25 protein-coding genes are annotated in these 21,659 nt (G+C 71.3%); 15 read left to right on the top strand and 10 right to left on the bottom strand.

Annotation, left to right across the window (positions count from 1 at the left end; genetic code table 11):
* Positions 1 to 2,075 (top strand): tetratricopeptide repeat protein (locus GA0115233_RS35500; protein ID WP_093724456.1); only part of this gene is annotated, 2,075 nt, incomplete at its 5' end.
* Here GA0115233_RS35500 and GA0115233_RS35495 read toward each other — a convergent pair.
* Complete coding sequence (locus GA0115233_RS35495; RefSeq protein WP_093724450.1) at positions 2,057 to 3,754, bottom strand: bifunctional 3'-5' exonuclease/DNA polymerase; 1,698 nt, start codon at positions 3,752 to 3,754, stop codon at positions 2,057 to 2,059. The two genes, GA0115233_RS35500 and GA0115233_RS35495, sit on opposite strands and share 19 nt — an antisense overlap.
* A 48-nt stretch (positions 3,755 to 3,802) precedes the next feature.
* Positions 3,803 to 4,258: a DUF3515 family protein gene (locus GA0115233_RS35490; RefSeq protein ID WP_255310459.1), complete on the bottom strand. Its 456-nt coding sequence runs from the start codon at positions 4,256 to 4,258 to the stop codon at positions 3,803 to 3,805.
* A 260-nt stretch (positions 4,259 to 4,518) separates the two neighbouring features.
* Here GA0115233_RS35490 and GA0115233_RS35485 point away from each other — a divergent pair, with 260 nt between their 5' ends.
* On the top strand, positions 4,519 to 5,628 hold the full coding sequence (locus GA0115233_RS35485) for a DUF2786 domain-containing protein (protein WP_093724455.1): 1,110 nt from the start codon (positions 4,519 to 4,521) through the stop codon (positions 5,626 to 5,628).
* A 1-nt stretch (position 5,629) separates the two neighbouring features.
* Here the strand turns inward: GA0115233_RS35485 and GA0115233_RS35480 are convergent, their stop codons facing one another.
* The 4 genes from GA0115233_RS35480 to rpmB form a co-directional block, all read right to left on the bottom strand.
* The gene (locus GA0115233_RS35480; RefSeq protein WP_176712055.1) at positions 5,630 to 6,259 is read right to left on the bottom strand and encodes a DUF4232 domain-containing protein; all 630 of its coding nucleotides are present in this window, start codon (positions 6,257 to 6,259) and stop codon (positions 5,630 to 5,632) included.
* A complete protein-coding gene (locus GA0115233_RS35475) occupies positions 6,256 to 6,741 on the bottom strand; it encodes a hypothetical protein (protein ID WP_250749341.1) in 486 nt (161 codons plus the stop codon). The genes GA0115233_RS35480 and GA0115233_RS35475 overlap by 4 nt, the downstream gene beginning before the upstream one ends.
* 93 nt (positions 6,742 to 6,834) lie before the next feature.
* The gene (gene rpsN, locus GA0115233_RS35470; RefSeq protein WP_093724447.1) at positions 6,835 to 7,140 is read right to left on the bottom strand and encodes a 30S ribosomal protein S14; all 306 of its coding nucleotides are present in this window, start codon (positions 7,138 to 7,140) and stop codon (positions 6,835 to 6,837) included.
* Positions 7,140 to 7,376 (bottom strand): 50S ribosomal protein L28, encoded by a 237-nt coding sequence (rpmB, locus tag GA0115233_RS35465; RefSeq protein ID WP_093724446.1) that lies wholly within the window; start codon positions 7,374 to 7,376, stop codon positions 7,140 to 7,142. The genes rpsN and rpmB overlap by 1 nt, the downstream gene beginning before the upstream one ends.
* Before the next feature lie 61 nt (positions 7,377 to 7,437).
* On the opposite strand from rpmB, the gene rpmG reads away from it, so the two are divergent.
* The 5 genes from rpmG to GA0115233_RS35440 all read left to right on the top strand — a co-directional run bounded on the left by rpmG (position 7,438) and on the right by GA0115233_RS35440 (position 10,107).
* Positions 7,438 to 7,602, top strand: coding sequence for a 50S ribosomal protein L33 (gene rpmG, locus GA0115233_RS35460; protein WP_044382365.1), 165 nt, complete (start codon positions 7,438 to 7,440; stop codon positions 7,600 to 7,602).
* 5 nt (positions 7,603 to 7,607) lie between these two features.
* Positions 7,608 to 7,865 (top strand): type B 50S ribosomal protein L31, encoded by a 258-nt coding sequence (locus GA0115233_RS35455; protein ID WP_093724445.1) that lies wholly within the window; start codon positions 7,608 to 7,610, stop codon positions 7,863 to 7,865.
* A complete protein-coding gene (locus GA0115233_RS35450; protein ID WP_093724444.1) occupies positions 7,865 to 8,989 on the top strand; it encodes a CobW family GTP-binding protein in 1,125 nt (374 codons plus the stop codon). Before GA0115233_RS35455 ends, GA0115233_RS35450 begins: the two co-directional genes overlap by 1 nt.
* 4 nt (positions 8,990 to 8,993) lie before the next feature.
* On the top strand, positions 8,994 to 9,236 hold the full coding sequence (gene rpsR, locus GA0115233_RS35445; RefSeq protein WP_093724443.1) for a 30S ribosomal protein S18: 243 nt from the start codon (positions 8,994 to 8,996) through the stop codon (positions 9,234 to 9,236).
* A 601-nt stretch (positions 9,237 to 9,837) separates the two neighbouring features.
* Positions 9,838 to 10,107: a DUF397 domain-containing protein gene (locus GA0115233_RS35440; protein ID WP_093724442.1), complete on the top strand. Its 270-nt coding sequence runs from the start codon at positions 9,838 to 9,840 to the stop codon at positions 10,105 to 10,107.
* A gap of 133 nt (positions 10,108 to 10,240) precedes the next feature.
* Here the strand turns inward: GA0115233_RS35440 and GA0115233_RS35435 are convergent, their stop codons facing one another.
* A complete protein-coding gene (locus tag GA0115233_RS35435) occupies positions 10,241 to 10,756 on the bottom strand; it encodes an ATP-binding protein (RefSeq protein WP_176712054.1) in 516 nt (171 codons plus the stop codon).
* Between the two features lie 332 nt (positions 10,757 to 11,088).
* Here GA0115233_RS35435 and GA0115233_RS35430 point away from each other — a divergent pair, with 332 nt between their 5' ends.
* From GA0115233_RS35430 to GA0115233_RS35405, 6 genes are all read left to right on the top strand, one after another.
* Positions 11,089 to 11,913, top strand: coding sequence for a helix-turn-helix domain-containing protein (locus tag GA0115233_RS35430; protein WP_093724453.1), 825 nt, complete (start codon positions 11,089 to 11,091; stop codon positions 11,911 to 11,913).
* Positions 11,914 to 12,005: 92 nt separating this feature from the next.
* Positions 12,006 to 13,466, top strand: a complete 1,461-nt coding sequence (locus GA0115233_RS35425; RefSeq protein ID WP_093724440.1) for an aldehyde dehydrogenase family protein — start codon at positions 12,006 to 12,008, stop codon at positions 13,464 to 13,466.
* A 109-nt stretch (positions 13,467 to 13,575) separates the two neighbouring features.
* Complete coding sequence (locus GA0115233_RS35420; protein WP_093724439.1) at positions 13,576 to 14,112, top strand: DinB family protein; 537 nt, start codon at positions 13,576 to 13,578, stop codon at positions 14,110 to 14,112.
* Positions 14,113 to 14,145: 33 nt separating this feature from the next.
* Positions 14,146 to 14,787: a PadR family transcriptional regulator gene (locus GA0115233_RS35415; protein WP_093724438.1), complete on the top strand. Its 642-nt coding sequence runs from the start codon at positions 14,146 to 14,148 to the stop codon at positions 14,785 to 14,787.
* 73 nt (positions 14,788 to 14,860) lie between these two features.
* The gene (locus GA0115233_RS35410) at positions 14,861 to 15,817 is read left to right on the top strand and encodes an ATP-binding cassette domain-containing protein (protein ID WP_093724437.1); all 957 of its coding nucleotides are present in this window, start codon (positions 14,861 to 14,863) and stop codon (positions 15,815 to 15,817) included.
* Positions 15,814 to 16,575 carry an ABC transporter permease gene (locus tag GA0115233_RS35405; protein ID WP_093724436.1) on the top strand — a complete coding sequence of 254 codons (762 nt, stop codon included), beginning with the start codon at positions 15,814 to 15,816 and terminating at the stop codon, positions 16,573 to 16,575. The genes GA0115233_RS35410 and GA0115233_RS35405 overlap by 4 nt, the downstream gene beginning before the upstream one ends.
* Before the next feature lie 114 nt (positions 16,576 to 16,689).
* On the opposite strand, the gene GA0115233_RS35400 is transcribed toward GA0115233_RS35405, so the two are convergent.
* Together GA0115233_RS35400 and GA0115233_RS35395 are read right to left on the bottom strand one after the other, a co-directional pair.
* Entirely contained in the window at positions 16,690 to 18,084 is a 1,395-nt protein-coding gene (locus tag GA0115233_RS35400) for a glutamate decarboxylase (RefSeq protein WP_093724435.1), read from the bottom strand.
* 36 nt (positions 18,085 to 18,120) lie between these two features.
* A complete protein-coding gene (locus tag GA0115233_RS35395) occupies positions 18,121 to 19,404 on the bottom strand; it encodes an ion channel protein (RefSeq protein ID WP_093724452.1) in 1,284 nt (427 codons plus the stop codon).
* Between the two features lie 112 nt (positions 19,405 to 19,516).
* On the opposite strand from GA0115233_RS35395, the gene GA0115233_RS35390 reads away from it, so the two are divergent.
* Positions 19,517 to 20,278, top strand: a complete 762-nt coding sequence (locus GA0115233_RS35390; RefSeq protein ID WP_093724451.1) for a MerR family transcriptional regulator — start codon at positions 19,517 to 19,519, stop codon at positions 20,276 to 20,278.
* A 19-nt stretch (positions 20,279 to 20,297) separates the two neighbouring features.
* Here the strand turns inward: GA0115233_RS35390 and GA0115233_RS35385 are convergent, their stop codons facing one another.
* Positions 20,298 to 20,663: a YbjQ family protein gene (locus GA0115233_RS35385; RefSeq protein ID WP_093724434.1), complete on the bottom strand. Its 366-nt coding sequence runs from the start codon at positions 20,661 to 20,663 to the stop codon at positions 20,298 to 20,300.
* Positions 20,664 to 20,811: 148 nt separating this feature from the next.
* On the opposite strand from GA0115233_RS35385, the gene GA0115233_RS35380 reads away from it, so the two are divergent.
* Positions 20,812 to 21,659 (top strand): DedA family protein (locus GA0115233_RS35380; protein ID WP_093724433.1); only part of this gene is annotated, 848 nt, incomplete at its 3' end.

Raw genomic sequence — 21,659 nt, 5'->3', positions numbered from 1 at the left:
TCACGGTGCTGACCGGCATGGCGGGCATCGGCAAGAGCGCCCTCGCCCTGCACGTCGCCCACGGTCTGACCGACCGCTTCCCCGACGGCCAGCTCCACGTCAACCTGCACGGCGCCACCCCGGGCATGCTCCCGCTCACCCCCGCCCAGGCCCTCGCCGCGCTGCTGCGGGACGTCGGCGCCGACCCCCGCTCCATCCCCGAACACCCGGACGCGGCAGCCGCGTTGCTCCGCTCCCTGCTCGCGCCCACCCGCACCCTGCTGGTCCTCGACGATGCCGCGAACGCCGCCCAGGTACGCCCCCTGCTCCCCGCCGGACCGGGCTGCGCCGTGATCGTCACCAGCCGCTCCTCCCTCGCCGCCCTCGACGGCGCACGCCGCTTCCCGCTCGCCCCGCTGTCCGACGAGGACAGCGCCGCACTGCTGCGGGCCGCCTCCGGACGCGACGACGGCATCGACGCCGCCCACCCGCTCGTGGAGCTGACCGGCCGCCTCCCGCTCGCCCTGCGGGTCGTCGCCGCCCGGCTCGCCGCCCGCCGCGCCCTCACCCCGGACCTGCTGGCGGGACAACTGTCCGCCACCGACCGGCGGTTGCACCACCTGGAGTACGACGACCTCAGCGTCCGCCGCTCCCTCGCCGTCGCGCACGACGCGCTCGCCGCCTCCGACCGCGAGGCCGACCGGGACGCCGCCCTCGTCCTGCGCCGCATCGGCGCCCTCGACCTGCCCGAGTACGGCGCACCCCTGCTCGCCCACCTCGGCGGCACCGGACTGCGGCGCGCCGAGGACGCCCTGGACCGGCTCGTCGACGTGGCCCTGCTGGAGGAGACCGCCCTCGGCCGCTACGTCCCGCACGACCTGGTCCGCGACTTCGCCCGCGAACTGGCCGCCGCCGACGACGGCGACAAGGTCGCCGAGTCCGCCCTGGGCTGGTACGCCGCCCTCGCCGAACACACCCTCACCGCGCTCGTCGAACCCGGCCTCGACCAGGACGACCGGCGCCGCCCGACCCCCAGCCAGCCGCCCGAGCACGCGGAGCAGGTCGAGGACAGCCGCCCGTTCGAGGGCCCGGAGGCGGCCTTCGCGTGGGGTGACGCCGAGCTGGAGAACATCGTCGCGCTCGCCGAGCGGCACGCCGAGTCCCCCAACTACCGGATCGCCGCCCGGCTGTGCACCCTGCTGCGGCTGATCTTCCCCTACGTCCACCGCAGCGGCCGGGTCGCTGAGATGGAGGTCCTCGGCCGCGCCGCGCTGCGCAACACCCGGCGCCTGGCCGACGAGGCCGCGGAGGCGTACGCCCTGGGCGACCTGGCCGGGGTGCACTTCCTGTCCGGGCGGCACACCGAGGCCCTCGCCCTCAACGACCGGGCACTGGAGATCTGGGAGCGGCTCGGTGTGCTGTCCTGGATGCGCCGCTGCCTGAACAACCGGGGCCTGCTGCTCGAAGGACTCGGCCGCTACGAGGAGTCGGGGCTCGCCCTGCGCCAGAGCCTCGCCTACTCACGGCAGTTGAACGACCCCTACGGCGAGGCCGTCACCCACCAGCACCTCGGCAACCTCTACGAGCACACCGACCCGCGCGCCGCCATCGAACAGCACCGCCTCTCCCTGGCCATCGGCGAGATGATCGGCAACGTCCTCATCCAGCTCTACGCGCGGTGCAACATCGGTTACGCCCACCTCACCCTCGGCGAACCCCGCGCCGCCGCCCGGCACTTCGAGGAGAGCCTGCGCGACCTGGTCGGGCAGGGCGACTGGCACGGCGAGTCGCAGACCCGGCTCGGCCTGGTCCGCTCGCTGCGGCTGCTGGGCCGGACCGAGCGGGCCGAGCGGGAGTGCGCCGAGCTGCTGCGCCGCGCCGACGCCCGCGCCGACCGCTACACCGGCGGCCTCGCCCGCCACCAGCACGGGCTGCTGCTCAGCGTGGCGGGCCGCACCGACGAGGCCCGCGCCGCCTGGCGGGCCGCCCTGGACGCCCTGACCGGCACCGACGAGAAGGCCGTCGTCGCCGAAATCACCTCCCTGCTGGCCGACACCGGCGGACCCCCGACCGCCGATCACTTCGCGTCGGCATAGCACTCCACCACCGCCGTGGTGAACGGGAACCGCACCGGCGTCTCCCCGAACGTCAGCCGCCCCGCCAGCTCCGCCGCCTCCTGGATCGCCGCGACCACCGCCTGCGCCTCCTCCTCGGGACAGTGCACGATCACCTCGTCGTGCTGGAAGAACACCAGTTCGGCCTTCATTCCGGCGCACGCCTGCCGCAGCGCGGCGAGCAGCAGCAGCGCCCAGTCGGCGGCGCTGCCCTGCACGACGAAGTTCCGCGCGAAGCGCCCGCGGGCGCGGGCGTCGGTCGAGGCGTAGCCCGGCACCCACTGCTGCGCCTGCGCCTCGTCGGTGTCGTCGGGGGAGCCCATCGGGATGCCCGCCTCCTCCTCCGCGTCCTCCCCGCCCCGCACGGCGGGCGGACACGTACGCCCCAGGAAGGTGCGCACCAGCCGCCCTTCCTCCCCGGCCCGCGCCGCCTCGTCGACGTAGGCGACCGCCCGGGGGAACCGGCGTCTGAGCGCGGCGAGGTTCTTCAGGCCGTCCCCGGAGGTCTGGCCGTAGACGGCGCCGAGGACCGCGATCTTGGCCTGGTCCCGGTCGCCGGAGAAGGCGCGGTCGGAGACGGCCTGGTAGAGGTCGCTCTCCCGCCCCGCCACCTCCATCAGACCGGGGTCCCGGGAGATCGCGGCGAGGACCCGCGGCTCCATCTGGTCGGCGTCGGCGACGACGAGCCGCCAGCCGGGGTCGGCGACCACGGCCCGCCGGATCACCTTGGGGATCTGCAGCGCGCCCCCGCCGTTGGTCACCCACCGCCCGGTGACGGTGCCGCCCGCGAGGAACTCCGGCCGGAACCGCCCGTCGCGCACCCAGTCCTGAAGCCAGGACCAGCCGTGGGCGACCCAGATCCGGTACAACTTCTTGTACTCGACGAGCGGCGCGACCGCCGGATGATCGAGCGCCTCGATCTCCCACCGCCGGGTGGACCGCACCTTGATACCGGCCCGCGCGAAGGCCTTGACGACCTCGGCGGGCAGATCCGGCCGCACCCGGTGCCCGAAGGCCGCGGACACCTCGTCGGCCAGCTCGGCCAGCCGGCGCGGCTCGCCGCCTCCCGCATACCGCTCACCGAGCAGTTCGCGCAGGACCCGGCGGTGCACCTCGGCGCTCCACGGCAGCCCGGCGTGGTTCATCTCGGCGGCCACCAGCATCCCCGCCGACTCGGCCGCCGTCAGCAGCCGCATCCGTTCCGGGTGCGCGGTCCTGTCGTGCCGCCGCTGCTGCTCGGCGTAGACCTCCAGCAGATCGGCGAGCGGCACATGGACGGCCTGCGGCTCGAACAGCGAGGGCTGCGCACCCGGCTCGGCCGCCCGCTGGGGCGGATCGGGCGGTACGGGCCCACCGCGCAGCCGCGCCAGGGCGGCCGCCGCGGAACGGGGTTCCCCGTACCGCCCCTCATGACCGAGCAGGAGGGTCTCGGCGTCCTCGATGTCGTAGCACCGCTCCACTCGCACCCCCGTGGCGAGCAGTCGCGGATAGACCTCGGCGGTGGAACGCCAGACCCATCTCCTCACCTCCGGCCTGCCGCGCACCGCAGCGACAAGGTCCGGTTCCCGCACGACCGGCCCCACGGGCAGCCCGTCCGGACCGAGGGCGGCGAGCTCGACGCCCCCACCCTCGGCCGGCGCGAGCGCCCACCGGTCGGTCATGGTCGTGAGTGTGACAGGGGGGTCTGACAACAGCCCCTCGCGCCCAGCTCAGAGGGCGTCGTCGTACCCGAGGCACTTCCTCTTCTGGGGGATGCCGGCGACGGACTCGTTCAGTTCCACGAGCACCCCGCCCACCTCTTCGCGGCTCCCGGAGTACGTGACCTCGACGGCGGGAGAGCGGCCGTAGGTGGTGAGCACGCTGACGCCCGTCTCCTTCAGCCGCTTCTCGTCCAGCACCCAGTCGACGCCGTCGGCCGAGACACAGAGATTGACGGTGGGCTGCAGCTCCTCGACGCCGCAGCGAAGCACGGTCGACCTGTCACCCCAGGACGCGACGCCCTTGCCGATCACCCAGTCGCGGTCCTCGGAACCGACCTTGTCGGGGGACCGGTCGACGACGTCGGAGCACTTCGGGTCCCCCGCCTTCGGCCCGGACTCGACCCTGAGGGAGTCCACGAAGAGAAGGCCCGAGGAGATCACGGCGGCCACGGCGACGAAGCTCACGATCCAGCGCGGCCGGAGAACGCCACGCCAGGACCGACCGTGGCTTTCCTCGACTTCTGCACTGTGATCCATGCTGACCGCGACCTTCGGAACGCCCGGGTGGAGTGGCGCTGGCTCCTTGTCATGACACCCCATGATTGCCCATGCCGAACCGGCGCCTCGCAGCACCTCCCCACCCACGGAGCCGAAGCACCCACAGGACCTTTGCCGACCGGCAGCGAGTGAACCGGCTCCCGGGCACCCCGTGGCACGATCCCTACGTGACCAGCACCCCGCGCACCGTCGACCTGGCCTTTCAGGCCGCCCTGCACACCGACTCCGACACCGCCCTGGACACCGGCGCCTCACTGCTCGCCGCCGACCCCGGGGCCGACGCGGAGCTGGAGCGCCGGGGCCTGGAGTTGGTCGCGGCGGCCTGGCGGCGGGGCTGGCAGCCCGCCGACGTCGCCCGGATGGTCCGACGGGACCTGGACGACGTACATCTGCGGCTGCTCGGGGTGCTCGTGCACGCGCAGGCGCCGGACGACCTACCGCGCGGCCCGCGCTGGCGGGCGCAGCTCGACGAGCTGGACGCGGCGCCCACGCGCGCGGGGGACCGCTTCACGCACGCCACCGCCGTCCTGGAGCTGTACCGGCTGCTGCTGCGCCTGCCGCCCCTGGAGCCGCTCGACGAGCCGCAGCGGGCGCGCGGACCGGAGTCCCGGATGCTCACCCGGATCCGCGCGCTGCTCGCCAAGGCGGAGGCGACCGGGTTCCCGGAGGAGGCGGAGGCGCTGTCCGCCAAGGCGCAGGAGCTGATGGCCCGGTACAGCGTGGACGAGGCGCTCCTGGCGGCACAGGCGCCCGCGCCCGACGCCCCCGGCGCCTGCCGGATCGGGGTCGAGCCGCCGTACGAGCAGGCCAAGGCCGTACTGCTGGACGCGGTGGCCGGGGCCAACCACTGTCGCGCGGTGTGGAACGAGCCCCTCGGTTTCTCCACCGTCGTCGGGTTCGAGGCGGACCTGGAGGTGGTCGAGCTGCTGTTCACCTCGCTGCTGGTGCAGGCGCAGACCGCGATGACGAGGGCGGAGGCCGCCCAGCGGGCCGGCGGACGCAAGCGGACCAAGACCTTCCGGCAGTCCTTCCTCGCCGCCTACGCCCACCGCATCGGCACCCGCCTCGCGCGGGCCGCCGAGACACAGGTCAGCGACGACCTGCTGCCGGTACTGGCCTCCCGCGAGGTCGCCGTCACCGCCCGCCTCGACCGGATGTTCCCGGACACCACGACCACCCGGCTGCGCGGCGTCAGCGACGCGGCGGGCTGGCACGAGGGGGCCGACGCGGCCGACCGGGCCCAGGTACGGGCCCGGCGCCCGATCGCAGAAAACTGACTCAGTCGCCCTGCTGGAAGCCGCTCACCGTCGCGTCCGGCTTGCCGTCCTTGAGCGCGACCACGCCGTACGACCAGGGGAAGTCCTGAGTGGCGTCCGCCCCCGGCAGCCCGAACTCGGCCGACTTCGGTGCCAGTCCGCCGCCCTCCTCGCCGCGCACGTACGTGATGATCACGGTCATCGAGCCGCCCTCGGCGAGCGTGCGCTTCTCCCCGGTGGCCGCCGGGTCGGGCGCGACCTCCGCGGACGTGCCGTCCGCCGTCAGGGTCACCGAGGGCAGACCCTCCAGGGTGCACTTGGCGCCCTTGTTGGTGAGCGTGACGGGCACGTTGCCGCTGTCCCCGGGGGCCGGGGCGGCGTTCGCCGGACCGACCTTCATCTCCAGGTCACCGAACGCGCAGGCGCCCACGGCGGTCTTCTTCGGGGTGCCCTCCCCGCCCGAGTCGCCGTCCCCGTCGCCGCAGGAGGTCAGCAGGAGCGCCGCGGTGAGGGCGGCGACGGGGGGAGAGGAGGGCGGTGGCGCGCATGGGGTGTCCTTCGGGGCGTGCGTGACGGATCGCGTGCATGGATCATCACGCGTACGGCGGGGCGGTGGTTGCGGATCACCCGAGCCGCACGGCCGTGCGGTCACTCCGGCGTCGGCAACCCGGAGGGCAGCTTGCCACCCTCGGCCTTCCGGTACGTCTCGGTGCCCAGTTCGCTGTCCCAGGTGACCTTGAGCGAGTCCTTGCCGACCGAGTCGACCTTCCCGCTCGCCCGGTCCGTGCTCTTGTCGGAGCACTTGAGCTCGATCGTGTCGCCCGCGGTACCGCTGCACACGGTTCCCCCGGTCGCGAACAGTCCGGCCTGCTCGCCGGTGACGACCAGCGCCACCACCTTGCCGTCGGTGGTGGCGACCCAGCTGCCCTCCAGCTCGCCCGCGGGCGAGGCGGCCCCGCCGTCGCCCCCACCGGTGTCGGCGGTCTCCGTGACCGACGGCGCGGAACTCGCGCTCGGTTCGCCCCCGTCGGAGTCGTCGTCACTGCATCCGCTCAGCACGAGCGCACCGGCCAGTCCCGCCGCCGCGCACCACATCCGCCTGCGCGCCACGCGCGCGTACGTCGCCGAAGTCACTGCAAGCCCCCAGGATGAGCGGTCGGTCGGTACGACCCGCAGCAAGCTACCAGGAAGTAACCGCCACCAGAACGCCCCGCGGCGGGCGGCCGCTCACCACGACGACTTGCGCACCCCCGGCAGGTAGCCCGCGTGCGCCTGCCCGCGCAGCGACACCCGGGACAGCCCGAACGCCCGGAAGTATCCGCGCGGACGCCCGTCCACCTGGTCCCGGTTGCGCACGCGCGTGGCGCTCGCGTCCCGCGGCTGGCGCCGCAGCTCCCGCTGGGCCGCCAGCCTCTCCTCCGGTGGGGAGGACGGCCGCCGGAGGATCTCCTTCAGCTCAGCCCGCCGCCGGGCGTACCGCTCGACGGTCGCGCGCCGCTGCTCGTTCTTGGCGATCTTGCTCTTCTTGGCCATCAGACACGCACCCCACGCGCGCGGATGCGCGCCACGGCGGCCTCGATCCCGATCGCGTCGACGGTCCTGATCCCCTTCGCGCTGAGCCGGAGCCGTACGTACCGCCCCTCGCCCGGCAGCCAGTAGCGCTTGGTCTGGATGTTGGGGTCGAAGCGCCGGGAGGTGCGCCGGTGGGAGTGGGAGATCCGGTTGCCGAACCCGGGCCGGGCGCCGGTCAGCATGCAGTGCGCGGACATGGTGACGTACCTCTCCTCAGACGTTGTCGTTAATGGAATTCATTTTCAGTAAGATAGCAGCATGGCTCGCAACGAACTCCGCCCGGTCATCAAGCTCCGCTCCACGGCGGGGACCGGCTTCACCTACGTCACCCGCAAGAACCGCCGCAACGACCCGGACCGGCTGACCCTGCGCAAGTACGACCCGGTCGCCGGCCGCCACGTCGACTTCCGAGAGGAGCGCTGACCGCCGTGCGCAAGGGAATCCACCCCGCCTACGGCCCCGTCGTCTTCCGCGACCGGGCCGCGGGCCACGCCTTCCTCACCCGCTCGACGATGACCAGTGAGAAGACGGTCGAGTGGGAGGACGGCCGCACCTACCCGGTCGTGGACGTCGAGATCTCGAACGTCAGCCACCCCTTCTACACCGGCACCGCGCGCGTCCTGGACACCGCGGGCCGCGTGGAGCGCTTCGAACGCCGGTACGGAGCCCACGGGAAGAGGGGCTGATGCTCCCCGTCGTCATCGTCGGCGGACTCCACGCCGACGCCCGCAGGGCCGCCGTCGACCGGCTGCTCACCGAGGTGCCCGGCAGCGTCGTGCTCCACCACGACCTCGCCACGTCCGCCGCCGGCACGGTCGTACGGACGGTCCGCGACGCCACCGGCCTGCGCTCCGCCGCCGAGACCCCGCTGGTCAACGACTGCGCCTGCTGCGCCCTGCGCGAGGACCTGGTACCGGAACTGAAGCGGATCGAGCAGGCGGGCGGCACCCCGCTGGCCGTCGTGGAGCTGTGGGACTCCGTCGAGCCCAAGGCGATGGCGGAGGTCATCGCCTCCGGCGGCCTGCACCTCACCGGCGTGCTCACCGCCGTCGACCCGGCGCTCGTACTGCCGTACCTCGGCAACGGCGACGACCTCGCCGAACGGGGCCTCCAGGCGGCCCCCACCGACCAGCGCACGGTCGCCGACACCTTCGCGCGCCAGCTGGAGTACGCGCCCGTCCTCGCCCTCGCCGACTCCGAGGAGGCCGACGACGAGGACCGGGAACTGCTCGCGCAACTGCACCCCACGGCCCGCCAAGTCGTGATCGGCGAGGGCGACCTGGCGGGCGCCGCCCGCGCCGGGTTCGACGTCGAGGCGGCCGCCGCCGCCCAGCACCCGGCGTGCGCGCTGCTGCCCGCCGAGGCGGACGCGCACGGCGTCAGCACCCTCGTCTGGCACCGCCGCCGCCCCTTCCACCCGGAGCGGCTGTACGCGGCGCTGGAGGACCTGACCTGCGCCGCCGCCCGCAGCCGGGGCCGGTTCTGGCTGGCCGACAAGCCGGACTCCCTGCTGCACTGGGACGCGGCCGGCGGCGCCCTGTGCGTGGAGAGCGCGGGCCCCTGGCTGGCCTCGCTCCCGGACGCGGCCTGGGACCTGGTCCCGCCGGTGCGCCGGGCCGCCGCCGCCCTGGACTGGCACCCCGAGCACGGCGACCGCTGTCAGCACCTGGTCTTCACCTCGCCCGGCCTGGACCGGGACGGGCTGGAGCGACTTCTGGAGTCCTGTCTGCTGACCGACGCCGAGTACACCGCGGGCCGCGACGCCTGGACGCGGCTGCCGCACTCCTTCGACACCTTCCTGGAGGTCTGACCCCATGCCCCCGAAGACCGCCCGCACCGCCCGCGGGGCCGTCAGGAACCGGCCCAATCCGCTGGACCGGGCGGGCATCGAGTACATCGACTACAAGGACACCGACCTGCTGCGGAAGTTCCTCTCCGACCGAGGCAAGATCCGCAGCCGCCGCGTCGCCCGGATCTCCGCCCAGCAGCAGCGCCAGCTCGCCAGGGCCGTCAAGAACGCCCGGGAAATGGCCCTGCTGCCCTACGCCAGCCGCTGAGAACCCCACGCCGGGTGCTGTCGGCACGTTCGGCCACATGGCCGACAGCACACCGGTCGGGAGGCGGTTCTGCGCCGTCCGGGGGAGACGGCCCCCGTCATTCGTACGAGCGTTCCTCGCGTATGTGTCTGTACAGTTCCGGCGGTATCCGGCACCGGATATCCGTCGACGGCCGACCCGCTCCCCCCGGCGGATGACGGCCCGTCCGTCATCGGAGGCGGACGCCCCACTTCCCCGATGCCGTCCTGGCTGCCGACTTGCCCCACGCCAATGAGCGGATGACGGGCGTCCACTGGGACGAGACCCTTCCGGCCGGGTGCACTCGATCGAACAACGCTCGGAGGACGGAACACGAACGGCTCCTTGAGCGTCTCTTCTTCATGCACGAGCGATTCGATCCGGACGATCCGGCTCACCTGTACGGCGCGGAGAACATGGGCGGAGCGAGACGTCCCAGCTGTAACCACGGGAACACCCCGCGTGCACGTGCATCTGCCCGTGCATCCTCCCATGCGTCTGCACATGAACGGGGTTATGATCCGGGTCAGTTGACCAATGCATCAATGGCCTCACCAGCCAGTGCACCACCGGGGAGCTACCTGTGGACCACGACGTGTACGACGTTGACGACGCGTCCAGCGTCTACAACGGCATGGCCGCGACCCGGCTCAGCGGGGTCCGGTGGCAGAAGAGCCGGCACAGCAACTCGCAGGGATCGTGCGTGGAGTTCGCCCGTCTCCCCGGGGGTGACGTGGCCGTACGCAACTCGCGTTTCCCGGACGGCCCGGCCCTCGTCTACACCCGCGCCGAGATCGAGGCGATGCTGCTCGGCGTCAAGGACGGCGAGTTCGACCACTTGATCGCGGGCTGAGACCGCCCGGCGGCGGAGCCGGGCCCACTCGCGGGCGGCTCATGGGAGCGTTTCCGCCGGTCTCTGGCGATTACCGGCCGTGACAGCACGGTTACGCGCGTAGAGCCACGGCGCCGTGACGCGCCGTGGTTCCTCATTCGGCGGGGTCGGACTGCGCCGGGTGCGGCAGGCGGAACAGCGCCCAGACCACCTTGCCGTGCAGCGTGCCCGCCAGCGGGTGCCAGCCCCAGCTGTCCGCGAAGGAGTCCACCAGGAACAGCCCGCGCCCGGACTCCGCCGAGAAGTCGTCCGAGTCCTGCGCCACGGGACTGTCGTGGCTGGGGTCGCGCACCGCGCACACCAGCCGCTCGGTCCACCGCATCAGATGCAGCCGCACCGGGGGCGTCTGCTCGGGCACGCGCGCGTGGCCGGCCGGAAGGGCGTGCCGCAGGGCGTTGGTGACCAGCTCGGACACGACCAGGCAGACATCGTCGAAGCGCTCGCCCGTGTCCCACTGGTCGAGGGTTCTGCGGGTGAACTGGCGGGCCTCGCGCACCGCTTCGTAGCGGGCGGGCAGTGCACAGGAGGCGGCGCTGGACACGGCCGCGGGATCCAGCGGCGGAAGGCCCTGCCGTAACGGCTGGAGCATGGTCGATCCATTCGTCCCCATGCGAGGCACTCCCGGGAATTCGCGGTCGTTGCGATGCAGCGGTTGCGCGGGACCATGGTTTCGGATGCGTACAGCAGATGCAAGGGCAGATGCACGTGCACGTGACCGAATTGGACCCTCCCGTACCGCTTGTTGGCCATTTTTTCCGCCATCTTCGCGTGCCCCGCTTGTGTTCCGCTCGCTCCTTCCTGAAGGAAATCTTTGGCTTCTTTCCGTCTCTGTAATCGGGCGAGTACAGCTCGAAGTGTTTTAGTGGCAGACTTCGGGCCCTGAAGAGGTTGGGGAGGCTGGCGAACGTGAGCGCGGGAGAGCCCGGATCGGTGGTGCGGCGCATGCTGCTCGGCTCGCAACTCAGGCGACTGCGTGAGGCGCGCGGGATCACGCGGGAGGCCGCGGGTTACTCGATCCGCGCGTCCGAGTCGAAGATCAGCCGGATGGAGTTGGGCCGGGTGAGCTTCAAGACCAGGGACGTCGAAGACCTGTTGACGCTGTACGGCATCACCGACGAGACGGAGCGCGCCTCACTGCTCTCCCTCGCCAAGGAGGCCAACGTCGCGGGCTGGTGGCACAGTTACTCCGACGTACTGCCCAGCTGGTTCCCCACCTACGTCGGCCTGGAGGGCGCCGCCGCCTCGATCCGGGTCTACGAGGTGCAGTTCGTGCACGGCCTGCTGCAGACCGAGGACTACGCCCGCGCGGTGGTGCGGCGCGGCATGAAGGGCGCGAGCGAGGCCGACGTGGAACGGCGCGTGGCGCTGCGCCTGGAGCGGCAGAAGTACCTCGTCGACGAGAACGCCCCGGAGTTCCACATCGTCCTCGACGAGGCCGCCCTGCGCCGCCCGTACGGCGACCGCGACGTGATGCGCGGTCAGCTCCAGCACCTGATCGAGATCTCCGAGCGCCCCAATGTGCGCCTTCAGGTCATGCCGTTCAGCTTCGGCGGCCACTCCGGGGAGTCCGGTGCCTTCACCATCCTCAGCTTCCCCGACCCCGACCTGTCGGACGTCGTCTACCTGGAGCAGCTGACCAGCGCGCTGTACCTCGACAAGCCCGAGGACGTGGCCCAGTACGAGAAGGCGCTGAAGGAACTCCAGAACGACAGTCCGGGTCCGGACGAGAGCCGGGACCTTCTCCGAGGACTCCTTCAACTGTCTTGAAACACAAGTACGATGACGTGTGATCAGACCGTGGATGATCAGAACTGACCAGAAGTCCACAGGGATGTCCGCTAGGGGATTTGAGGGATCACATGTCGTCGTACTTCTCCGACCTGGCCCAGCAGTACATCGACGGTGAGTGGCGCCCGGGTACCGGCTCCTGGGACATCATCGACTTCAACCCGTACGACAACGAGAAGCTCGCCTCGATCACCATAGCCACGGTCGACGAGGTCGACGAGGCGTACCGGGCGGCCGCCAGAGCCCAGAAGGAATGGGCCGCGACCAACCCCTACGCGCGGCGCGCCGTCTTCGAGAAGGCCCTCGCGCTGATCGGGGAACGCGAGGCGGAGATCAGCGAGATGATCATCGCCGAGCTGGGCGGCACCCGGCTCAAAGCGGCCTTCGAACTCCACCTGGCCAAGGAGTTCCTGCGCGAGTCGATCCACCTCGCGCTGCGCCCCGAGGGCCGGATCATCCCCTCGCCGACGGACGGCAAGGAGAACCGCGTCTACCGCGTCCCGGTCGGCGTCGTCGGTGTGATCAGCCCCTTCAACTTCCCCTTCCTGCTGTCGCTGAAGTCGGTCGCCCCGGCCCTCGCGCTCGGCAACGGCGTGGTCCTCAAGCCGCACCAGAACACCCCGATCGTCGGCGGCACCCTGGTCGCGAAGCTCTTCGAGGACGCGGGCCTGCCCGGCGGGCTGCTCAATGTCGTCGTCACCGACATAGCCGAGATCGGCGACGCCTTCCTGGAGCACCCGATCCCGAAGGTCATCTCCTTCACCGGCTCCGACAAGGTCGGCCGCCACGTCGCCACCGTCTGCGCCTCGCACTTCAAGCGCTCGGTCCTCGAACTCGGCGGCAACAGCGCCCTGGTGGTCCTCGACGACGCCGACATCGACTACGCCGTCGACGCCGCGGTCTTCAGCCGGTACGTCCACCAGGGCCAGGTCTGCATGGCCGCCAACCGCGTCCTGGTCGACCGCAGCATCGCCGACGAGTTCACCGAGAAGTTCGTCGCCAAGGTGAAGACGCTCAAGGCCGGTGACCCGCGCGACCCGGAGACCGTGATCGGCCCGGTGATCAACTCCTCGCAGGCGGACGCCATTTCCGGTGTCGTCGAGCAGGCCCTCGCCGAGGGCGGCACCGCCCTGGTGCGCGGCGCCACCACCGACAACCTGGTCGAGCCGTCCGTGCTGACCGGCGTGCCGGCCGACTCCGCGCTGCTGCGCCAGGAGGTCTTCGGACCGGTCTGCTTCCTCGTCCCGTTCGACGGCGAGGAGGAGGCCGTGCGCCTCGTCAACGACACGCCGTACGGCCTGAGCGGCGCCGTCCACACCGGTGACATCGAGCGGGGCGTGGCCTTCGCCAAGCAGATCGACACCGGCATGTTCCACGTGAACGACGGCACCGTCCACGACGAGCCGATCGTCCCCTTCGGCGGTGAGAAGCACTCCGGGGTCGGCCGCCTGAACGGCGACACGATGCTGGACGCGTTCACCACCCTGAAGTGGATCTCGGTCCAGCACGGCCGCTCCGGATTCCCGTTCTAGGGGCTCCCTTTTTCGCCCGCGCGGGTCATTGAGGACGGAACCTGTCCTCAATGACCCGTAGCTTCATCGGTGTCAGGCAAGGAGCCCTCCCGATGAAAGGCGGCCGGTCATGGTCACTCACGTTCCCGCAGAGGCGCACGGCGACGAGCGCGGAGCGCTGCTGAGCTTCCTGGAGGAGCAGCGCGGCGGAATCCGCCGCTCGGTGCTCGGTCTGACGGACGAGCAGGCGTCGTCGCGCCCGAGCGCGAGCGAGCTGTCCCTGGCGGGTCTGATCAAGCATGTGGCCGAGGTCGAGCAGGGCTGGGTCGCGCGGGCCAAGGGCGAGCAGCCGGCCGTGGCGCGGGACCAGTCGAACTGGCACGAGTGCTTCGTCCTGGTCGACGGCGAGACGGTCGAGTCCCAGCTCGCGTACTGGGAGAAGGTCGCGGCCGAGACGGAGTCCCTCATCCGCTCCGCCCCGAGCCTGGACGACACCTTCGCGCTTCCCGACCAGCCCTGGTTCCCGCCGGAGGGCCGGGTCTCGCTGCGCTGGCTGCTCCTGCACCTCATCCGGGAGACGGCCCGCCACGCCGGCCACGCCGACATCATCCGCGAGTCCCTGGACGGCAGGACGGCCTTCGAACTCGTGGCGATGGCCCAGGGCTGAGGGGCGCCGGGGCAAGGCCATAATCTGGACCGCATGTCAGCGATCCGTCTTCTCGTGCTCGGTGCGGTCCGTCAGCACGGGCGGGCCCACGGGTACCAAGTGCGCAACGACCTGGAGTACTGGGGCGCGCACGAGTGGTCCAACGCCAAGCCCGGCTCGATCTACCACGCCCTGAAGCAGATGGCGAAGCAGGGCCTGCTGCACGCGCACGAGATCGCGCCCTCCACGGCGGGCGGTCCGCCCCGCACCGAGTACGAGATCACGGAGAAGGGCACCGAGGAGTACCTCCGGCTGGTCCGCGAGGCGCTGGTCTCCTACGACCAGAAGATGGATGTGAAGTCCGCGGCGATCGGCTTCATGGTCGACCTGCCGCGGTCCGAGACCGTGGAGCTGCTCAAGGAGCGGATCCGGCGCAGCGAGGAATGGCGCGCGGCCGTCACCGAGCACTACATCCCCGAGGAAGGCCCAGGTCAGCTGGGTCATATCGGCGAGATCATGAACCTGTGGGTCCACACCGCCGACGCCGAGGCGGAGTGGACCCAGGGGCTGATCGGGCGGATCGAGGGCGGCGCGTACACCTTCGCGGGGGAGGGCGAGCCGTTCGTCGCCGTCCTCACCGACGACGAGGAGAACCCGTACGCGACGGAAGAGCGGCATCCGGAGGATCTCCGCTAATCAAGTTTGACGAGTCGACTCCCGGGTATTAGCCTCGCGCAGGTAGTCAAGTTTGACTAACGAAGGAGGGTGCGTGGCCGACACCGCGATCACCGTAGAAGGCGCGGAGAAGAAGTACGGCGAGAAGAAGGCCCTGGACGGACTCGACCTGACCGTCGCCCGGGGCACCGTGCACGGCATCCTCGGGCCGAACGGCGCGGGCAAGACGACGCTGGTCCGCGTGCTGTCCACCCTGCTGCGGCCCGACGCGGGACGCATCGAGGTCGCGGGCCACGACGTGGTGACCCAGGCGCGCGCGGTACGCACCCGCATCGGCCTGCTCGGCCAGCACGCGGCGCTCGACGAGGAGTTGGGCGGCCGGCAGAACCTGGAGATGTTCGGCCGCCTGTACCACCTGGGCGCCCGCCGCGCGCGCGTGCGGGCCGACGAGCTCCTGGAGCGCTTCGGCCTCGCCGACACCGGCCGCAAGGCGGTGGGCCGCTACAGCGGCGGTATGCGCCGCCGCCTGGACCTTGCCGCGTCCCTGATCACCGACCCGGAGGTGCTGTTCCTGGACGAACCCACGACCGGACTCGACCCGCGCGGACGCGCCGAGGTGTGGAGCGCGGTCCGCTCCCTCGTCGGCGGCGGCACCACGGTCCTGCTCACCACCCAGTACCTGGAGGAGGCCGACCAGCTCGCCGACCGCATCTCGGTCGTCGACGCGGGCCGGGTCATCGCCGAGGGCACGGCCGACGAACTGAAGGCCGCACTCGGCGGCGACCGCATCGACGTCGTCCTGCGCGACGCGGGCCAACTGGGCGCCGCGGTGGCCCTGTTGCCCCTCGACCCGGCGGACGTCCGCGTCGACGCGGACCGCCGGCTGCTGAGCGCCCCGGTGACCGACCGGATGACCGCCCTCACCGGGGTCGTACGCGCCCTGCACGAGGCCGGGATCGAGGCGGAGGACATCGCCCTGCGCCGCCCGACCCTCGACGAGGTGTTCCTGCACCTGACCGGAGACGACCGCCGAGCGAAGGAGCCCGCATGACCCCAACCGCCTACGCGCTGAGCGACTCCTGGACCATGACCCGCCGCGAACTCGCCCACTGGGCACGCCAGCCGGTGCGCATCGCGGTCGGCCTCGTCTTCCCCGTGATGCTGCTGCTGATGTTCGGCTACCTGATCGGCGGCGGACGGGGCGTGGCGGGCTCCTACATCGACTACCTGATCCCGGGCATGCTCGCGCTCACCATGGCCTTCGGCCTGGAGTCCACGATGATCGCGGTCACCCAGGACCTCAACAAGGGCGTGATCGACCGCTTCCGGTCCATGCCGATGGCCGACGGGGCGGTCCTGGTGGGCCGTTCGGCCGCCGACATGCTCCAGTCGGCGCTCACCCTGGTCGCCCTCATGGCCGTCGGGTACGCCCTCGGCTGGCGCACCGGCGGCGGCCCGGGCGCCGTCCTGGCCGCCGTGGGACTGCTCCTGCTGTTCCGTTTCGCCATGCTGTGGATCGGCATCCACCTGGCCCTCGTCGCCGGAAAGCCGGAGATGGTCCAGGCGGTGCAGATCCTGGTCTGGCCGGTCGCCTTCCTGTCCAACGCCCTCGCCCACCCCGGCACCATGCCCGACTGGCTGGGCACGGTCGTGGAGTGGAACCCGATGTCCCACACGGCGTCGGCGGTGCGGGACCTGTGCGCGGGCGGCGGCACGGACCACGTGGCGGCGGCGGTGCTCTGGCCGCTGATCCTGCTGGCGGTGTTCTTCCCGCTGGCGGTAAGGCGGTTCGGCCGGCTGAGCAAGTAGTCCGGCGGCTGAGCAAATAGTCCGGCGAGGAGCGGAACCCGGACCCGGTCTGCGGTGTACCAGAAGCAGGAAACGCTGCTGACCACCGCAGATCGGGGGATTCCATGAAAGCCGCTAGTGATGGAAGGCCGTGGCCTGGCCGGCGTCGCGGCCCAAGGGGTGCGACTGGCGCCGCAGTTCCGGCAGCAGGCGCTTCAGGTCCTCCAGGAGCAGCGTCGCAAGGTCCTCCGAGAAGCCGTTGCGGCACACCACCCGGAGCACGGACAGGTCCTCCCGGTTCGGCGGGAAGGTGTACGCGGGCACCAGCCAGCCGTGCTCGCGGAGCCTGCGGGAGACGTCGAAGACGTCGTACGCCTTCACATCCGGTGCCGTGGTGAAGGCGAACACCGGCAACTGGTCGCCCCGCGTGAGCAGCCGGAAGTCCCCGAGGGCCTCGATGTCCGAGGCAAGCCGGGTGGCGACGTCCCGGGAGGCCTGCTGCACCGCCCGGTACCCCTCGCGGCCCAGCCGCAGGAAGGAGTAGTACTGCGCGACGACCTGGGCGCCGGGCCGGGAGAAGTTGAGCGCGAAGGTCGGCATGTCGCCGCCCAGGTAGTTCACCCGGAACACCAGCTCCTCCGGCAGCGCCTCCCGGTCCCGCCACAGCGCCCAGCCGACGCCGGGGTAGACCAGGCCGTACTTGTGGCCGGAGGTGTTGATGGACGCCACCCTCGGCAGCCGGAAGTCCCAGGCCAGGTCCTCGTCGACAAAGGGCGCGACCATCGCCCCGGAGGCGCCGTCCACATGGACCGGGATGTCCAGGCCGGTGCGCTCCTGGAAGGCGTCCAGCGCGGCGCACAGGTCGGCGACGGGCTCGTAGGACCCGTCGAAGGTGGAGCCGAGGATGCCCACGACGCCGATGGTGTTCTCGTCGCACAGCTCGACCGCCGCCTGCGGGTCGAGGTGGTAGCGCTCGCCCTCCATGGGCACCAGCCGGGCCTCCACCTCCCAGAAGTTGCAGAACTTCTCCCAGCAGACCTGGACGTTGACGCCCATGACGAGGTTCGGGCGGCCCCCGGTGTTCCGCTTGCTCCAGCGGCGCTTGAGCGCCATCCCGGCGAGCATGCAGGCCTCGCTGGACCCGGTCGTCGAACAGCCCACCGCCGCCGAGGGGTCGGGGGCGTGCCACAGATCGGCGAGCATCGCCACACAGCGCCGCTCCAGTTCGGCGGTGCGCGGGTACTCGTCCTTGTCGATCATGTTCTTGTCCCGGCACTCCGCCATCAGCACCTGGGCCTGCGGCTCCATCCAGGTGGTGACGAAGGTGGCCAGGTTCAGCCGCGAGTTGCCGTCCAGCATCAGTTCGTCGTGGACGAGCTGGTAGGCGGTCGACGGCGACATCGGCCGGTTCGGCAGCCGGTGCTGGGGCGGTGCCTCGGCCATGTCGCCGACCGGATTGGCCTCCCCGTAGAAGGGGTTGACGGACAGGGGGCGGTCGTCGGGCCGGTCGGGGCCTTTGTGGAGCGGCATGAGGAGTCTCCTTGCGGGTGGGGGAGTGGGCCGGGGTCAGCGGACGGAGGTGCCGTCCTCGCGCAGTTGCATCTGGGGGCGGCCGGTCACCAGCAGCCAGGCGGGCAGCGAGGCGATACAGAGCAGGGAGAGGATGGCGGGGGAGACGACCAGGACGGCGGCGGTGAACAGGCTCACCCAGCCCTGCCGGGTGACGGCGAGCAGGATCCCGAGCACTCCGGTCGAGACGGCGAGCGCCGGATGCACCTCCGGCACCAGCGCATGGGCGCACAGGCCGAGGGCCACGCCCACGAAGACGGCCGGGAAGATCCGCCCGCCGCGGAAGCCGCAGGCGGCGGCGATCACCAGCGCGGCCAGCTTCACCACCGCCATCTTCGCGAACTCGCCGGCCGACCAGCCGTCGGGATCGGAGGCCAGTTCCCCGATCTCCTCAAGGCCCTTGAACAGCGTCAGATGGCCGCCCAGGGCCCCCAGCAGGCCCAGCACGAGCCCGCCCACCGGAAGCATCAGCATCGGGTGCCGCAGCCGCTGGAAGGCAGCGTGGACATAGGGGAAGACGTACACGGCCGCCATGCCGAGCACCGCGGCCACCGAGGCGATCACCAGCGCCGCGAGCAGGTCGCTCCAGCCGGGGTCGGTGAAGGCGGGCAGATCCAGGTCGAAGGAGGGCTCGGCGATCAGGGTCATGGTCATCGAGCCGACGGCGGCGGCCATCAGCGGGGCGAAGACGTTGTCCCACAGCTTTCCGCGGATCGGCCGCCCGGCCAGCGCCTCGGAGATCACCAGCGCCGCCGCCACCGGCGTGCCGAACAGCGCGCCGATGGTCGCGGCCTCCGCGAGCGCCATCCACACCTCACCCGGCGACCTGGGCGCGAACCGGCGCCCGAACCAGACGGCCAGGCCCACATTGGCGGCGATGATCGGGTTCTCCGGGCCCAGGCTCGGCCCGCCCGCCAGCATCAGGGCGGCGGCCAGCAGCAGACCGGGGAGCACCGCGGGCGGCAGTGCGGGGGCCTCCAGACCCGTGGTGGCCGGATCGGGCCCGGCGTGCCCCGGCACCTTCCACACCACCAGACCGACGGCGATGCCGGTCGCGGTGAGCATGCTGATCATCCACAGCGAGGAGTAGCGGCCGATGCCGAGCGCGTCCGGCAGCGTCTCCCACAGCACGTCCTGGAGCGCCTCGGCGGCCTCGCTCACGCCCAGGAACAGCAGGCTCGCGCCGACGCCCACCAGCAGGGCGGGGAGGATCAACGGCAGCAGGGCGCGTGCCGGGGTCGCCGGGGCGGGGGGCGCCTGCGACGCCGGGTCCTGAGCCACGGGGGACACCATAAGGTCTCAAATAGTGCAATCCGGGCAATGGAAAGGGGCTTGCACCTCACGTGGCGTGAGGATTCACCGTGGAGTGCGTACCGAGAAGGGAGCGGACGAAGTGAGCTACTCCGTGGGACAGGTCGCGGGCTTCGCCGGCGTGACGGTGCGCACGCTGCACCACTACGACGACATCGGCCTGCTCGCCCCGAGCGAGCGCAACCGCGCGGGTCACCGTCGCTACAGCGACGCCGACCTCGACCGGCTGCAGCAGATCCTGTTCTACCGGGAGCTGGGCTTCCCGCTCGAAGAGGTCGCCGCCCTCCTCGACGATCCGGACACCGACCCGCGCGCGCACCTGCGCCGCCAGCACGAGCTGCTGACCGCCCGGATCGAGAAGCTGCGGAAGATGGCGGCGGCCGTGGAGCAGGCCATGGAGGCACGCACGATGGGAATCAACCTCACGCCCGAGGAGCGCTTCGAGGTCTTCGGGGACAAGGACCCGGAGCAGTACCGCGAGGAGGCCGAGGCCCGCTGGGGCGACACCGAGGCGTACGCCGAGTCCCAGCGCCGCGCGGCGACGTACACCAAGGAGGACTGGAAGCGCATCCAGGCCGAGGTCGACGACTGGGGCCGGAGGTACGCGGCCCTGGTCGCGGCGGGCGAGGAGCCGTCCGGGGAGGCCGCCATGGACCTCGCCGAGGAGCACCGGGAGCACATCAGCAGGACCTACTTCGAGGTGCCCTACGAGATGCACCTGTGCTTCGGCGACATGTACGTCTCCGACGAGCGCTTCAAGCAGTTCTACGACGCCATGCACCCCGGCCTGGCGGAACACCTCAGGGACGCGATCAGGGCGAACGCCGCCCGCCGCACCGCGTGACACGTGGCCCGGGGGAGCCCTACTCCCGGGCTACGACCACGGCGGTCCCGTACGCGCAGACCTCGGTGCCGACGTCGGCGGCCTCCGTCACATCGAAGCGGAACGCCAGCACCGCGTTGGCGCCGCGCGAGCGGGCCTGCTCCACCAGCCGCTCCATGGCCTGGTTGCGGGTCTGCACCAGCGTCTTGGTGAGCCCCTTGAGCTCACCGCCGACCATCGACTTCAGCCCCGCGCCGATCTGGCTGCCCAGATGCCGCGAGCGCACCGTCAACCCGAAGACCTCACCGATGACCTCCTGAACCCGGAAGCCGGGCAGGTCGTTGGTGGTCACCACCAGGACGTCGGACTGCGGGACCTGCCCGCCGCCGTACTCATCGATACCCATGGTTCACAGCTTTGCCCGAGCCGGAGCAAAGGGCATCCCGGGTTCGCCCGTGGAACCTACGGCTCCAGCGGTGCGTTGGTAGTGGTGCCGCGTTGGTACGTTTAGCAACCAGCCCCCGCCCGACCCACCCCGCAGGAGCCACGAACCCGTGACCACGCTTGCGCTCGGCCCCGAGTGGCTCAGCCCGGAACACCTGATCGAGACCTTCAGCCTGCCCGGCATCCTGCTGATCGTCTTCGCCGAGTCCGGCCTCTTCGCCTTCCTGCCCGGTGACTCGCTGCTGTTCACGGCGGGTCTGTTCGTGGCCGAGGGGACCTACATCGACCAGCCCCTGTGGCTGGTGTGCACGCTGATCGTGCTCGCCGCCGTCATCGGCGACCAGGTCGGCTACATGATCGGCAAGTTCTTCGGTCCGAGGCTCTTCAACCGCCCCAACTCCAAGCTCTTCAAACAGGAGAACCTGGACAAGGCGCACGAGTTCATGGAGAAGTACGGCCCCAAGGCGATCGTCCTGGCCCGCTTCGTGCCGATCGTGCGCACCTTCGCGCCCATCGTGGCCGGCGCCGGCCGGATGAAGTACCGCACCTTCCTGACGTACAACGTCATCGGTGGTATCGCCTGGGGCACCGGCGTCACGCTCGCGGGCTACTGGCTCGGCCAGATCAGCTTCATCAAGACCAATGTCGAGGCGATCCTCGTCCTGATCGTCTTCGTCTCGGTGGTCCCGATCATCATCGAGTACCTGCGCGAGCGCTCCAAGAAGAAGCGCGCCGCCGCCGAGCCGTCGGCTCCCCGCCCCGAGCAGCAGCACCACCAGCAGCAGCACCCGCAGGTCATGGACGACGCGACCACCCAGCTCCGCCGCATCGACCCCACGGACCAGCCGCCCCAGCAGCAGTACTACGGCCAGCAACAGCCGTACGCCCAGCAGTACCCCCAGCAACAGCCCTACGGCACGGCTCCCCAGAACGACCAGTACCCGTACAACCAGGGGTA

Source organism: Streptomyces sp. DI166, from assembly GCF_900091315.1.
GTDB lineage: Bacteria > Actinomycetota > Actinomycetes > Streptomycetales > Streptomycetaceae > Streptomyces > Streptomyces fuscus.
This window is presented reverse-complemented; position numbering and strand designations above follow the sequence as displayed.